The organism is Lentilitoribacter sp. Alg239-R112 (genome assembly GCF_900537175.1).
GTDB lineage: Bacteria > Pseudomonadota > Alphaproteobacteria > Rhizobiales > Rhizobiaceae > Lentilitoribacter.
Genome location: NZ_LS999834.1, coordinates 40,626 through 54,529, shown reverse-complemented (window position 1 = coordinate 54,529; position 13,904 = coordinate 40,626). Strand labels below are relative to the sequence as shown.

At 46.1% G+C, this 13,904-nt stretch carries 14 protein-coding genes; 5 read left to right on the top strand and 9 right to left on the bottom strand.

From position 1 onward, the window contains the following. Window positions 1–93: 93 nt before the first annotated feature. Entirely contained in the window at window positions 94–1,026 is a 933-nt protein-coding gene (locus tag G3W54_RS13500; RefSeq protein ID WP_162653753.1) for a LysR family transcriptional regulator, read from the top strand. Between the two features lie 210 nt (window positions 1,027–1,236). On the opposite strand, the gene G3W54_RS13490 is transcribed toward G3W54_RS13500, so the two are convergent. Beyond that, window positions 1,237–2,127, bottom strand: a complete 891-nt coding sequence (locus G3W54_RS13490) for a LysR family transcriptional regulator (RefSeq protein WP_162653752.1) — start codon at window positions 2,125–2,127, stop codon at window positions 1,237–1,239. Window positions 2,128–2,252: 125 nt separating this feature from the next. On the opposite strand from G3W54_RS13490, the gene G3W54_RS13485 reads away from it, so the two are divergent. The 4 genes from G3W54_RS13485 (at window position 2,253) to G3W54_RS13470 (ending at window position 6,216) form a co-directional block, all read left to right on the top strand. After that, complete coding sequence (locus tag G3W54_RS13485; RefSeq protein ID WP_162653751.1) at window positions 2,253–2,741, top strand: hypothetical protein; 489 nt, start codon at window positions 2,253–2,255, stop codon at window positions 2,739–2,741. Between the two features lie 130 nt (window positions 2,742–2,871). After that, window positions 2,872–3,435 (top strand): hypothetical protein, encoded by a 564-nt coding sequence (locus G3W54_RS13480; protein WP_162653750.1) that lies wholly within the window; start codon window positions 2,872–2,874, stop codon window positions 3,433–3,435. Window positions 3,436–3,859: 424 nt separating this feature from the next. Continuing rightward, window positions 3,860–5,113 carry a hypothetical protein gene (locus G3W54_RS13475; RefSeq protein WP_162653749.1) on the top strand — a complete coding sequence of 418 codons (1,254 nt, stop codon included), beginning with the start codon at window positions 3,860–3,862 and terminating at the stop codon, window positions 5,111–5,113. Further along, on the top strand, window positions 5,101–6,216 hold the full coding sequence (locus G3W54_RS13470) for a hypothetical protein (RefSeq protein ID WP_162653748.1): 1,116 nt from the start codon (window positions 5,101–5,103) through the stop codon (window positions 6,214–6,216). Before G3W54_RS13475 ends, G3W54_RS13470 begins: the two co-directional genes overlap by 13 nt. 339 nt (window positions 6,217–6,555) lie before the next feature. Here the strand turns inward: G3W54_RS13470 and G3W54_RS13465 are convergent, their stop codons facing one another. The 8 genes from G3W54_RS13465 to mgtE form a co-directional block, all read right to left on the bottom strand. After that, window positions 6,556–7,227, bottom strand: coding sequence for a DUF3750 domain-containing protein (locus tag G3W54_RS13465; protein ID WP_343162568.1), 672 nt, complete (start codon window positions 7,225–7,227; stop codon window positions 6,556–6,558). Between the two features lie 235 nt (window positions 7,228–7,462). Beyond that, window positions 7,463–7,681, bottom strand: coding sequence for a hypothetical protein (locus G3W54_RS13460; RefSeq protein WP_162653746.1), 219 nt, complete (start codon window positions 7,679–7,681; stop codon window positions 7,463–7,465). A gap of 355 nt (window positions 7,682–8,036) precedes the next feature. Then, window positions 8,037–9,125, bottom strand: a complete 1,089-nt coding sequence (locus G3W54_RS13455) for an alpha/beta fold hydrolase (RefSeq protein ID WP_162653745.1) — start codon at window positions 9,123–9,125, stop codon at window positions 8,037–8,039. Between the two features lie 224 nt (window positions 9,126–9,349). Continuing rightward, window positions 9,350–9,706: a MerR family transcriptional regulator gene (locus tag G3W54_RS13450; RefSeq protein ID WP_162653744.1), complete on the bottom strand. Its 357-nt coding sequence runs from the start codon at window positions 9,704–9,706 to the stop codon at window positions 9,350–9,352. A 101-nt stretch (window positions 9,707–9,807) separates the two neighbouring features. Beyond that, on the bottom strand, window positions 9,808–10,572 hold the full coding sequence (locus tag G3W54_RS13445; RefSeq protein WP_162653743.1) for an SDR family oxidoreductase: 765 nt from the start codon (window positions 10,570–10,572) through the stop codon (window positions 9,808–9,810). 229 nt (window positions 10,573–10,801) lie between these two features. Then, a complete protein-coding gene (locus G3W54_RS13440; RefSeq protein ID WP_162653742.1) occupies window positions 10,802–11,719 on the bottom strand; it encodes an MYG1 family protein in 918 nt (305 codons plus the stop codon). Window positions 11,720–11,882: 163 nt separating this feature from the next. Beyond that, complete coding sequence (locus tag G3W54_RS13435; protein ID WP_162653741.1) at window positions 11,883–12,269, bottom strand: MerR family DNA-binding transcriptional regulator; 387 nt, start codon at window positions 12,267–12,269, stop codon at window positions 11,883–11,885. An 8-nt stretch (window positions 12,270–12,277) separates the two neighbouring features. After that, a complete protein-coding gene (mgtE, locus tag G3W54_RS13430) occupies window positions 12,278–13,717 on the bottom strand; it encodes a magnesium transporter (RefSeq protein ID WP_162653740.1) in 1,440 nt (479 codons plus the stop codon). Window positions 13,718–13,904: the final 187 nt, after the last annotated feature.

Genomic DNA, 13,904 nt, shown 5'->3' with positions numbered 1-13,904 from the left:
GAATAATTAGTTGATTCATACTATATCCAATAAATCAGCTCGGCATAGGAGGGTTCATCTTATGTCTCCCATAAGTAATACTTAGAGGATTATATGGATCGCCTTGGATATTTTGAGAGTTTTCTAGAAGTACTGGATCAAGGCTCCCTTAGTGCCGCTGCCCGAGTTCGGGGTATTAGCCAACCGGCAATTAGTCAACAAATGGCTGCATTGGAGGCTGATTTTGGAACTCCTTTGCTCCAGAGAAGCGCTACTGGCACCACTGCGACACGGGCAGGCCGGATTATCTCGCGGCATGCGGCGGAACTTGTGACCACACACAGACGAATGCGAGCAGACATCTCTGCCCTGTCAACGACACCAGGAGGTGAGATACGCATTAGTATCAGCAGGGTCATGGCCGAAAACCCTGTTGGGATTGCGTTGCAAAAACTGCATGGAGCTTATCCAAATTTGCAGCTGATGGTTAAAGTTGAAGATCGGCTCGTGGATGTCGTCGATGAGGGGTATGATCTTGCACTACGCACAGGCGAGATTGGCAATTCTGATGCTATCGTGCGCAAAATCGGCCAATTCGAAACTGTGCTTGTCGCAGCGCCGTCATATCTGGATCGAAACGGTCGACCAACCGATCATTCAGAAATGGGGCAGCATGCTTTTGTACAATATGCTGATCACCGTGCACATGGATTTCACACTGTACAGAAGGGCGGTGAAGACGCAGAGATTGAATTGGCAACCAAGCTGGTTGTGGATACCCCCTCACACCTGATGAATGCTTTAATTGATGGTCTTGGCTTTGCCCGCTTACCGCGGGTTTTAGCCAACGACTATATTCAGAAAGGAACGTTAGAAGTGATGTTACCTGACTATGTAGTCGAACCGAAGAATATCTATCTGGTCTATCCCCATCGGCATGCTGTAACTAAGAATATGCGCGTAGTTATTAATGCGATCTATGACGGACTGCATAATTATGGGCGTACACGGGTGATCCGTCACCAAGATTTACAGATGAGTGCGTAGATAGAAAGCCATAGCCTGAAACACCAGAATCCGGCCTGCTGCATCGACCTCCCCCGATTGAAGGCACGGGCGAAACACGTTTGGTTCTGGTTCTTGACCCTGTTTCTGATCCTGAGAATGATGTGTGATCAGAACGTTTTACTGCCAGTTATTATAAAACACCTCATTCGTGTCAATGACTGCTATTGGCCCCAAAGCAATAAAACTTGCCTATACCGTATCACCTTTAATTAGGGCTTCTTGTTTGGTCATTTCTGCTACAAGAAACCTAACAAAGGTCATCACTCGAACTGAAGAACGCAAATCGGGATGGGTCAAAACCCATCCTGGCCGCGTAGAGACAGGTCCAGTTCCGGGAATACGAACCAAGCCATTTAACGAGTCGGCAAAAAAGCATGGAGAAACGATCATCCCCAAACCTTCTTTCGCCGCTTCTGCCTGATCCAGTAAATCAGAAATTTGGTGTTTCACTTCCGCATCAGGGAACGGCCCCTCCGTGATCCACCTGTGGCCGGGATCGATTGTACCCCGCCCAATCCAGTTTGCATTTGTCTTATTGTCTTCAAACCAATGATTGGCGATATATTGCGGTGATGCATATGCGCGTTCCACAAAATCAGGAAGCCGCCGACCTACCAAACTATCATCTGGATTAAACTGGAACCGGAACGCAACGTCAGCCGCGCCCCTCATCAGATCGTCAATTGAATAACTTGTATTAAGCGAAATCTCAATTCCAGGATATTTTCGCGTGAAGGAGGCAAGGTGTGGCATCAACATGTACTGGGACAACAACGGTGGCGATGTCACACGAACCTGGCCTGCAAGTTCCGTATCCAAGCTCTCTGCCTCACGTTGAAAGTCAAGAACCTCACTTTCGACCTGTTCTGCCTTTGTAAAAACCTGTTCGGCAACTGCGGTTGCCAGCAAGCCGTCGCGCGAGCGGGTGAACAACACTGCGCCTAAACTTGTTTCCAAATCGGTTAGGTGTCTTGAAACCGTTGAATGGCTCATCAACAACTCTCCCGCTGCTGCGCGAACAGAACGGCCTCGAAACAGCGCCAGAAATACCTTGATGTCGTTCCAATCCAGTTCGGCCATGCAGGTCCTCCATAGGGGTGGTCGATTATTGCACCATAAACCTCCATATACCGCAATTCCAATTCATTTTAAATGGACTAAGTTCAACACAACACAAGAACTGGACACTAAGCATGGCGAGCAAAATGAACCGCACAGAATTTAAAGAGATCATAAATACATCAAAGGAGAGAACCTGGGATATGCTCTTTAACCAGTATGGAGACATCCATATCCATAATCCAACAATGATTAAATCGAACTATTTAAATGAGGGTTCTAAAAGCGAACTAAACGCCGTAAGGCATTGTGAGTTTAGTGAAAAACTGTTCCTGGATGAAAAAATTACTGAAGTGAATGGTACTGATAGCTTCAAAATAGTCGTTACCGAGCATAACCTCCCTTTTGTGAAGGAAATGTCAGCGATTTACGAATTGACAGCCATTGCAGATGAAAAAACCGAGATCAAGATGATCTCATTCAATTCGTTTTCTCCTGATTTCATGAAGTACCTGATGAAGGGGCAAATGGCCAAATCGCTGCTCAAACACTTGTTTGGTCTGAAATATTTCGCAGAAACAGGTAAGATTGTGAACAAGGACAATTACACAGAAGTTCGCAAAAACTACCCGTAAATTCTGATTTCGACCATCGTTTTATGATGCTGACGATGGCCGATCTAACTCCATAAACACTAGGAACCGGCAATTTTGAACCAACTGCCGTCCAACTAAGTATTGCCCTAAAAAAATAAGGAGAACAAATATGACAAAAGAGCTTAATCTGACGGCCGACAGTCTCATTGAGTTTGGCTTTGGTACTGTGAAACCCGAGAAACAAGAATGGATGTATGGCGAATATTTTCCATATATGGCACCAACTATGGCCAAACACGGGCTTTCGATTCTTGCTGGCTTTGGTGTGATTGCGACAAATTTTGCAGGCGGCAACCCGCAGACAGGTAGTTTGGCCAGTTGGCCATCAGCGGATAAGCGCAAAGCACTTCACAACGACCCCAAATTTCTGGCAATTCAACCTGCAAGAGACGCGGCTATGGATTTCCTTACAGGAGGACATCTTTTTGAATCGATGGATGAAGTGATTACACTGAACACTGATAGCGACTATGCCATCATAATCACAGAAGATAGCAATTCGATATCTGATCCGATATTCGCACTTCCTCTCGCTAGCGATAGTCCGGAGCAAACCTATGCGGGAAAATCCCTTATCCTTCGGCCCTGGGGTGATGCTGACGAAGCATTACTGACGTCCTCTTCAACAGAGAAAGAAGTATTTCGTATCAGGTTTAGCAACTCGGCTAAATAGAGCTCTGTTCATACGGTCGCAGAATCGCATTTTGGGGCAGTAATTGCCCCAAAACGGAGTTTCAATTTGCAAGCAAATATCCGAATTTGTGACACGAGACTGAAGTCACGAACGCCAAAAGAGAGTTCTGCTCAAGAGCCGAAAGCAGAGCTAAAACTATATGACAAGCATCGTTGAAAGTGGCCCACTGGAGACATTGGCTTGATTTTGATTTGTCGCTTAATCCGCCATCGCGAACAATTGTTTCGAGCGACTAGTTCCCAGTGCAATGAATTTCTTGGATATCAGCTTTCACGCCGAGCCTTTTCTATCAGGAGTTGCTTAAATTAGGAACTACGTATAATTTGTGGTTCTACTTTACGGCGTTTCGTATTAATTGCGCCTAAAAGTCGAGATGAACTGAGATTCAACTGGAGCCATCAGTATGCTTTCAAGACGTAATTTTTTTAAGGGCACATTAGCTACGGTTTCACTTGCCACTATACCATCCTTGATGCCAACCCGTGCAAATGCGTGGGTTGTAACAGCAGTTATCGCTGTTGCCTCTTTAGCCGTTTCACTAATGTCGCGTGGTAAGAAAGCACGAGCTGCCGCACTCGTTGCTCAAGCAAACCTTCAGATATTAACTTCAATATCAAAAGAAGTTGGTGCCATTAATGTTGGCTTACAGCAAGCATTGGTCGAATTGAATGAAATACGAAAATTAGTATCAAAAGTACCACAGGAGACCGTTGCACTTTCGAATCATAATGAGATGGCAGGGCTTTGGCGGCGCTACCGAGAAAAGCTTACATCTTTTCTTGATCCTGCCAATACCGATACGACTTCAGAAAACTACTACACTTTCCTCAAGTCTCTATATGAATCCTACGCTCTAGCAAGAAGCAGACTGATAGAGATTACTCCTGAAACGGCATACGATTACGCTATCCATGTAGCGGTTGCGCAGGAACACGAAATGATGATTGCGCTCGAACTAGTTTCGGACGAAGCAAGGGAAGTGGGGATATCATTTGATCTCACTGAGGTAAAAGTCGCCTTGAGAGATTCATATCTGCCATTTCTGCGTAATGCTGTTGATCCGAAGTTACCAAACTCCATTCCTGCAACTATTACCTCACTCGAAAGAGCCATTGTGGATTTCCGTGATCAGCAAGCAAAAAATCCCGTTGGCAAGTTTTTCCTAGATGGAAAGACGGGCGGCATGGTTTGTAAAAAAACTACAACGAGTGATTTCCGAGTAGATCCTTTTTCATGCCCTTATCTGATAGATGATGGGGGGGATAACGGTTGTAAAACCACACTTGTAAGGGAACACACCCTAACGCCACTAATTTTAGAAAAAACAGAAGAAATCATTTCTGAAAATCGCTCTCTCACTTCGAGCAGTATATCCCGTGGTAAGCCTTATCAATACGCCGCAGAAGCAGAAAACATCGTCCTCAATAAACATAAAATCCACAATAAAATATGTGATGGGAATATCGACAGCAAATTATTTGACGACGCCGAGAAAAAATTATTCTCAGACTGGAAGAGCATCGAGAAAGAAATCGATGCTCGCGAGCTTGCTATTGAATCACTTGTACATGCCAAGAGAGTTTGTGAGCTAACAATAAACAATGCCGAATGTCGTATTATACTACTTGAAACTGGAGAGAACACATGCGGTTTATAATACTCACAACATTCCTCTTGTTGTCTTTTCTTACTCCCTCCTTGGCAAACCCCAGTGCTGTGAAAATTATTTTGGAAGGTGTCTCTACTATTGAAGCCGCTGAAAAACTCGCTGGCGTTGTGAATGACATCACTGAGGCAACTGATGATGCCGTCATAAACCTCATAAATTCTAATGAGTTTGCCAATCATTATTCCGAGGTTCTTAGGAGTAGTAAATTTGCTACAGGTACAGGATTACTTTTCGATGTCACCGTCTTAGAGTCTTCCAGCTCTAACAAAAGATATGTGATGGTTCCAGTTCTGGTTGGTGATGGAATAAATGCAAACGATGCCGCATTACGTAGCATAATTGGTAGCAGAGTGGTTAAACATGACACGTTTGGTGCGGATATAACATTTCTAAAGAACTTTGACGAAATAGGTTCGCTACCTGAAAACCTCTCAGTAAGTGACAAATCGCGGGCGATCTGGGTTTACAAAACCGACGATAAAAAGATTTCATTTCATGTGATTGATGACAGCAAATCATTCTGGGCAGATGCTCGATTGAAGCGTATAAAGATGCTGCTTCAAAAATCTGTTATTAAAGGGCTTCCAGAAGCTGAGGCCGTGGAGGAGCGATCCAGACAATACTCAGAACTCGCAAATCTGTATCGCGAGCAGATAAAAAATGCTGGAATATCTGGACAATTGATCTCGCTCAGAGCGGCGCGGTCAAAAGCTGCTGCTGATCTTGTTGACGCGATGCATAAGCTAGATCAGGCTAGCGGAATAATGCGCAGTTTAAAAGGTGTTCAGGTAATCCAAGATATCTTGAGCGTGGCATCCATTGTTAATAATGCTGCTGCATCCGCGGCCAATCAAGCTCAACTCGATCAAATCCAATCAGATGTCACTAGTTTGAAAGGAGAAATGGCGCAGCTGCAAAATTCGGTCGTCAATATGGAAACTCGGATCAACTATTTAGAGACTTCAGTTAGCAATTTTTCTGGGCAGTTAAATAGCCTAGAAAACTCGATCAATCAGATTTTTCTCGAAAAACTAAAATTAGACTCAGGAGTTGTGCCAGACCCACAAGTAATAATCAACAACAACCTTTAATAAAAGCCACTTCGGTACACGATATATCAGATGTGGTATGAGGCTATTGCTCAAGTATGGCTATCCATAGAAAGTGGTATTTAGCGGATTTTCGTAGTTAATTTCAACACTGTTGATAGATCAATTCGCCAAGCAGTCCTTGATAAATTTAGTTTTACCCCTAGCTCTATCTCGTAAAGCTGTCGTCTAGCATAAAATTGGCTTATATTTATAGAACACCCAAGAATGTCCGAAATTGGCACAAACATGAAATCGCACCCGTTACGTCTAATGTCTGTTACCCAAACGAAAGCGGATAATATCCGCACTCGAGATTAGGCCCTTACCCTCAGTCAGGCATCACAAAACCCGAACCGCGCCAAAGGCCGGAATGAGCACTTCCCGCGCCCAAGGGTTAACGCCTGCTACGAGGCCCAGAAAGTTGAACTCCAACCCGGTGCTGCCACCCAAGACAATGCCAAAATACCCGCCTAATGTTGCAAACACAGCGCCATCGCTGCGGCGGCCTGCCCATTTGCCATCTGCGGGAAAATCCCGCCCCACGGCGGTGCTGGGCGTTGATGCGGCGAGGCTTGGCACCTGCCTTAAAATGCTGGCCACAAATGTGTTGGAATTCGGCCCCGGCCAAAGCGTATAATCACCCCGCTGGCGCCAGCGATAGTTGCTGATTGCCTTTTCGATTTGCGGCAAGAGCCGTTCGGCCTCTTTACCAGTTATCTGATGGTTGATAACCGGCTTGTTGGAATACCAATGACCATCCGCATCATAAGCATTCTTGCGCAGCGGACTGCCCCACCCCACAACCTCATAGCGATCATAACGCCGCGCACCCGCGGACTTGAGCACCAGCCAGGAATGGGTTGCAAACGCGCCCTTCATGCCGCCGGTGCGAGCCGTCAGCACATAAATCTCGGCTTTGTTTATGGGTGGATTTTTTGGCAAAACCCCTGCACTTGACCAATTTGCCTGCCGCCAGCCTTCTGGCCGATCCCCCAGGCTCCAGACACCCAAATGGGCAAGCGCCGGCAGAACAAAAAGTACCAGCAAAAATACGGCAATCCGTAGGCTCAAACGAAACAGGGGTTTTATGAATGACAACATAATTGTTTTAAATTACACAATTATGGAATGACTAAGGCAGTCGCCTCATCCTAATAGTAGCTCAACCATACAGGTTCAGCGCAGTCAGCCGAACAGGCGACTTCTATTGAAACAGGACTATAGGCAAACAACTATTCAGTGAGCGTTACACCAAGGTCAACCAAATGGACAAAGGCAGTGCCAAAACAATAATGACCAGAGCAGCCAATACCAATGCTCGAAATGCACGCGATGCGTTAGATTGGTCCAGTTCCTGCCGTTGTTTTTCACCGGCCACATTCGCGGACTCAGCAGGAGAAAGACACTCGGCTACACGTTTTACAAGATAATCTCGCCTGTGAGCCGATTTCGCCATAAATAACATATTTGAACCCCGCTAGAAGCTACTCTAAAGCTAGAGTATCAAGGAAATTTAATAAATTCTAACATGAAATGTTGGTGATTACATCGGTATAACTGCTGATGTATGCCTGAGATTATTTTTGGACCTGCGCTGGAACTTACCCTCAAAAGCTGAATTCCTTATAACGTCTGGAATTATGATTGAGTGTGGTACTAAACGGACGCAAGCGGTCGATATGGGCAATTTTTTCAGTCAGTTGGGCAATGTCCAAGTTAAGAAGCTGGTCGAACGACAGCAGTTGAGGTGTGAATTGTGTAGCGCGACAACCCCCTTCTGGAACAAAGCTTCGCTATTCACTCAATGCTATGATCTCTACTTATCTTTCAACATTGGACACGACCATTTTTTGCACCGTCCATGGGAGAATGATGTTTTCAAGTCGCTCGCTGACATGCTGCCGGTGATCTCCAGCGTAAACATCCAACCTATGAGGTATGCGCTCTTGTCCGAGGCGATGCGAAAATTCAAGCGTGCCGGTTGGGATATGCAAAAACTGATCACCAAGGCCCACCCCTATCGCTAATCCACGTAGATCGCGAAGCGCCTTTCGAGTATTATGCACTTGACGTGATGGCAAAGCATCTAGATAGCGATCATATAAGAGATCATCGAGAACAACCTCTCCGCGCACAATATCGAATGGGAAATTTGCATAGACGGGTGGTGCCTTCGCGTTCGGACTGAATGCATTTAGAATGCCGATGGTCGCGATCGGATAGAAGTCGCGTTTCTCAATAAGGTCGAGCAGATCTTCTTCAGAATTAACAGCAGCCGCTCGTTTCCATGCGTCATTTCCAAAACTAAGATCATCTCTTGCACTGAGGCAGCAGGGACTAAGCGCCCAAACCACCGAAAACACTCCCGGTTGAGTCATTGCTAGATTCAGTGCGCCATATCCACCCATTGAGTGACCAATGATAGCGCGGCTATCAACTTTTGCTAGCGTGCGAAAATTCTCATCGATAAAACTAACGAGATCGTCTGCTATATAATCTGCCCAGTGTCCGCTGACCGTTGAGTTGCGATAATAGCCACCACCATATTTGTTGCCACCATCTGGCATAACGACAATCAATTCCGGGATCTTGCCTGTTGAGATCAAACGATCTAGAATTTCTGGCACCTTGTAATTTTCGCTCCAAACCCCACGGTCATCAAAAATCCCGTGAAGCAGATAAATAACGGCATAATTTTGCTCTAAGTTTTTATCGTATCCGGGAGGAAGATAGACTGCTACATTTTGGATATCGGGAGTTTTAAGAAGGTTTCCAGTTAATGCTGGGGCGGGTACCTTTACTTCTTCTATTCTTCCACTCAAATTATCTGTAGATTGAGCCATTGAAATTCCGAGTGTTAGAAATATGGCACCAATTTGGAATAGAAAGAATATGAACAATTTTCGCATGCGTAACCTTCTCTATAGACATATTTCATACGTGGGAATTAAACGTTAGATTTTCAATGCTGCCTGACATAATGATATAACGTAAAATTATGCTTTTTGATGTGGCAGTCATTATCAGTTTGAAATCGTGCATGTCTCCCTATGGCGCCTTACAGACCTTCATCAACTCATCAAATTAATCAATTGCAGACATAACTACCCTTGCCAGCGGAGCTATCCTCTCCCTAGTTTGAAAGCTCGGCTTTTAGTTTGGCGAGGCGGTCAAGAATGGCGTCTCGTCGTGTGTCCAGCTCATCCCGCAAGCGGTCGATATGGGCAAGTTTTTCAGTCAGTTGGGCAATTCCGCCTTCACAAGGGCCATCAGCATCATCTGACAGGCAGGCGCTCATAGCCAGTATTTCACGGGTGGAAAAGCCCGTTGCAATGAAATCACGGATGCGACCAGCGCGGCGTAAATCGGCTTCGCTATAAATGCGATAGCCATTGTCTGTCCGGCGCACATCCAAAAGACCAACCTTCTCATAATGACGCAAAATGCGCTGTGTAATGCCGAGCCTGTCGGCGGCTTCCTTGGCCTGCATTATGTTTCCTTTTAAACTCACTTCCATATAGATGGTAAACTCGTGGTCGAAGATCAAGTATATCGGGCGGGTGCACCGCTCCTACCCGATATCGCCTACGGTTAGCTACGATCTGCCCAACCACCGTCCACGGTGATTATCTGACCCGTCAGCCATTCGTTATCCGAGCTGCCAAGTCTCAGCACCCAGGGCACAATATCAGAAGGGACACCGCGCCGCCCTAGCGGAACCTGGCTGGCTTCCTGCTCTTCGATTTGCTGCGCCATCTCGTCCGGCAATCCCATCATGCCTGTCAACGCACCGCTTTTAACCGGACCGGGTGCAATGGCGTTAACACGAATACCATCGCCTGCCATCTCGATGGCCCAAGATTTCGTCAGATGCTCCAGAGCCGCTTTTGTCGCCGCATAATGGGCCATCATGGGAACTGCGTTCCGTGATACTGCGGTGCTAATGTTCACAATCGCGCCCTTTGTTTGCGCAAGTACCGCTCGCCCTTCGCTCACCAGCATGGAAGGCGCAATAATGTTCACATCAGACATGTTCTTGATCGCGTTGGCATCATATGCGCCCATTGGCATGGGCTGGCCCGCACCTGAATTGTTGACGATAAGATCAAGCTGCCCCCACCGGTTCAACACAGCCTCAACAATACGTTTGCCACTATCAGGGTCAGCACTATCGATTTGCAATGTTTGCACGCCTTCAATTGCCCTTGCAGCGTCAGTGAGCCTTTCGGCATTGCGCCCGGTTATCAGAACCCCTGCCCCACGCTCGGCAAGTGCCTGCGCGGTGGCGTGTCCGATGCCAGAGCTGCCTCCCGTCACAATTGCCACTTTATCCTGCCAACTATTATTCGATATCATATCGCATTTTTCTCCTGTTTTTGAATGCAGCACACATTGATGCGAACGGAGATTTAACGCATTGACACTAGTGTAAGGGTCAAGGGTTTTTTACGAAATTTATTTAGTGAACTGACCAGAATAACAGAAGGTTTAGATTAACGAACTCTGGAACAAGGCTGACCTATATAGGTTCATCAATCTCAAAGATTAGAAACACATTTGCATTTGTCCAAAAGCTTAAACTGAACTACCTAGCTTCTCTCACTGCAAGGTCAGCCATTTTCATTATTGCTTCGCGTGAATCTGCAACCGCGATAAATAGCGCATTGTGACAAAATTTAGCACCTTTGACCCCGCAAGCGTCTTCTAGCGCAGCGTCTGTTAGCCCTGCCCATGCAGCGGGTAAATCTGCGCGTTGATCGAATGTGTCTTTTGACAACTTAATACCATTGAGCGTCCAATCTTCTCCGCGCGGATTAACAACAAACAGCATGTGATCGGCACCTACCTCATCAAGCGCTGCACCATAAGGCATGCCCATGGGTAATTCCAGAATAGGTGATGCACCAGCTTTGGCGATGGCTTCCATCACGATATTTTTCGCGCGGGCTTTTGCTGTGATATTACCGATTTGTGCCTCTACAAAACTACGCGCGATTGGCAAAGTTGCAAAAAAGGCATCGTCGTAAGCTGTTGGCGAGGTATCATCAAACACGGGCTTTAAACTTTCAAAAAACGCTGGGAGTGTTAAATCTGACAATGGGCCCGCCACAGATGGCTCCATCGCACCATTGTCCAACAGATCGATGGGCAGCACAAATTTCCTATCAAACGCTACATGAATTGCCTCAATATTATCTGCGGGCACGTCCAAACTCGTTAAATATTGATGCCCATAATGCGCCCAAATCAAACCAAAAGAGCTAAATGGTTGACCATCTTCTCGTAAAGGACTGGGCCGCTGATGATGATCGAAGACTTGCGCATCGGCATTGTAGTCACCGCCTACATCGTAAATGATTTTATCATCGGCAGGTGCCAGCCATTTATGATCGCGCGTTCGTTTAAGTTCAGCCTTAGGGAAAAGACGGGTTAGGATGACAGAGGATAGCAATTCGTCTGCATGAAAGCCGCCTGAATGGGTGACAAGATGGGTGATCGTCATGATTGGGAAATACTCCAAAGGCATATGGTTCAAAAGCCAACCAATATGGCTGCTTATGGGTTATCTGTAAGGCCCTGTTTACAGGCAATTGCGCCCATATCAACCGTTTTATTCATGTTAGATAGAAACGTTTAAGCAAGATCCATCAGCAAATTCAACCAGATTAGGTTCCAACACCAATTTCAGCGAGTTTTGCCAGGCAGGAATCTTCGAGATTATCCAAATCATCAATCACCAGCTCCAAGTCGCGACGCTGCTGCCTAAGATCGGCGCGTTTTTTCTCAATGCCATCCATTACACCGCGCAGCTGATTGGTAGTATCAGGTAGTTCGACTTGAAGCTTGAGCATCTCCGCAATTTCGGCGACAGAAAACCCTACCCGCCTTGCACATAAGATTTTATCAATCCGGCGACGATCAGCACCTGTGTACAGCCTTGTGCGGCCCCGGCGCTCGGGTCTAATCAAGCCTTCATCTTCGTAAAAGCGCAACGTGCGAGTAGAGATATCAAATTCTCGGGTTAGCTGGGTGATTGTATATAAATTAACCATGGATGCACCTATAAGAACGAGAACCACCATCCCGCAAGCCCCAAGAAGGCAAAAAATCCAACGACATCAGTCACGGTAGTAACAAACACAGTGGACGAAATAGCAGGATCAACGCCAAGTTTATCGAGCATGAGTGGCAACAAGATACCTGCAAGCGCTGCCGAAATCATGTTTATAATCATAGCAATCCCGATTACAAAACCAAGATCAATATTATCAAACCAAAATGCGGCAACAACGCCGATAAGCGCAGCAAAAAGCACTCCATTGACCGCGCCAACAAGTGCCTCACGTTGGATAATACGCCCGGTATTGTATATATCAAGGTCACGGGTGGCGAGCGCCCTCACCGTCACCGTCATCGTTTGAGTGCCAGCATTACCACCCATAGAGGCAACGATAGGCATGAGCACCGCGAGTGCGACCATTTGCTGGATGGTTGCATCAAACGCACCGATGACCATAGAAGCGCCAATTGAGGTGAGTAGATTGATCAAAAGCCATGCGAAACGCGATCGAAATGCTGCAAAAACATTATCAGACAATTCCTCATCGCCCACGCCAGCAAGTGCTTTGATATCTTCTTCGGCTTCTTCGTTGATAACATCAACAACATCATCAATGGTAAGAACACCTACTAGGCGCTCGTTATGATCGATCACGGCTGCGGAGAGCAAGTCATATTGCTCGAACACGAGTGCCGCCTCTTCCTGATCCATCAGGGCCGGAATGGGGTGGATCGTATCATTTAGAATTTCTTCGGTACGAACCTGCCGTTTTGTGCGTAAAATTTTATCGAGATCAATGGAACCTACAAGTTTATAGGTCGCATCAATTACAAAAATTTGGCTAAAGCTTTCCGGCAGGTCTTTGTCTATGCGCATATAGTCAATTGTTTGCCCAACCGTCCAAAATGGCGGCACCGCAACAAACTCACTTTGCATTCGACGACCAGCAGAATCTTCGGGATATTCCAGCGAACGACGAAGACGAACACGTTCTATAAATGGCAACTCGGCAAGAATTGCATCTCGATCCGATGCTTCAAGATCTTCGAGAATGAAAACGGCATCATCCGAATCAAGCTCACCAATCCGGCGCGCAACATCCTTGTTTGGAATATAGTCGACAATTTCAACACGAATTGCCTCATCGACTTCTGTTAATGCAGCAAAATCAAACGAATCTCCAAGCACCTCAACAAGCTTCTGCCGTCGCCTTGGTTTAAGAGATTCGAGCAGATCACCCATCTCAGACTCGTGAAGAGCTGCAACCAGACCATTAAGATGATCTATATTGCCGCTATCGAGCGCTCTACCGACTGTTTTTCGGAAATCGGATCGAATACGGCCTTCATCATCATAGATGCTGCCATTATCATGGGAATCTTCGAGTGTCTTCACCGCAATATCCACATCCTGATCGTTATGACTATCTGTTTCGACCATTTTGATACCTGCACATACAAGAGTCTGATGTAGCAATCAGTCCCGACTCAAGTTTTAATCTATGTCAAAATAACCACAACGCCACTACCTGACAAAAGGAAAGTGAGTTTTTCCAGACTATGCCAATTATTTGGCCCATCTACACTGCGCCTTGGAAACTATTTTTATCGCCAAAAGCTATAAGTCA

Excerpts from the sequence above, each read along its gene's own strand:
- G3W54_RS13500 (WP_162653753.1), top strand. The coding sequence starts at position 94 with ATGGATCGCCTTGGATATTTTGAGAGTTTTCTAGAAGTACTGGATCAA.
- G3W54_RS13445 (WP_162653743.1), bottom strand. The coding sequence starts at position 10,572 with ATGATATCGAATAATAGTTGGCAGGATAAAGTGGCAATTGTGACGGGA.
- G3W54_RS13480 (WP_162653750.1), top strand. The coding sequence starts at position 2,872 with ATGACAAAAGAGCTTAATCTGACGGCCGACAGTCTCATTGAGTTTGGC.
- G3W54_RS13440 (WP_162653742.1), bottom strand. The coding sequence starts at position 11,719 with ATGACGATCACCCATCTTGTCACCCATTCAGGCGGCTTTCATGCAGAC.
- G3W54_RS13455 (WP_162653745.1), bottom strand. The coding sequence starts at position 9,125 with ATGCGAAAATTGTTCATATTCTTTCTATTCCAAATTGGTGCCATATTT.
- G3W54_RS13460 (WP_162653746.1), bottom strand. The coding sequence starts at position 7,681 with ATGTTATTTATGGCGAAATCGGCTCACAGGCGAGATTATCTTGTAAAA.
- G3W54_RS13485 (WP_162653751.1), top strand. The coding sequence starts at position 2,253 with ATGAACCGCACAGAATTTAAAGAGATCATAAATACATCAAAGGAGAGA.
- G3W54_RS13475 (WP_162653749.1), top strand. The coding sequence starts at position 3,860 with ATGCTTTCAAGACGTAATTTTTTTAAGGGCACATTAGCTACGGTTTCA.
- G3W54_RS13470 (WP_162653748.1), top strand. The coding sequence starts at position 5,101 with ATGCGGTTTATAATACTCACAACATTCCTCTTGTTGTCTTTTCTTACT.
- G3W54_RS13490 (WP_162653752.1), bottom strand. The coding sequence starts at position 2,127 with ATGGCCGAACTGGATTGGAACGACATCAAGGTATTTCTGGCGCTGTTT.
- G3W54_RS13435 (WP_162653741.1), bottom strand. The coding sequence starts at position 12,269 with ATGGTTAATTTATATACAATCACCCAGCTAACCCGAGAATTTGATATC.
- mgtE (WP_162653740.1), bottom strand. The coding sequence starts at position 13,717 with ATGGTCGAAACAGATAGTCATAACGATCAGGATGTGGATATTGCGGTG.
- G3W54_RS13450 (WP_162653744.1), bottom strand. The coding sequence starts at position 9,706 with ATGCAGGCCAAGGAAGCCGCCGACAGGCTCGGCATTACACAGCGCATT.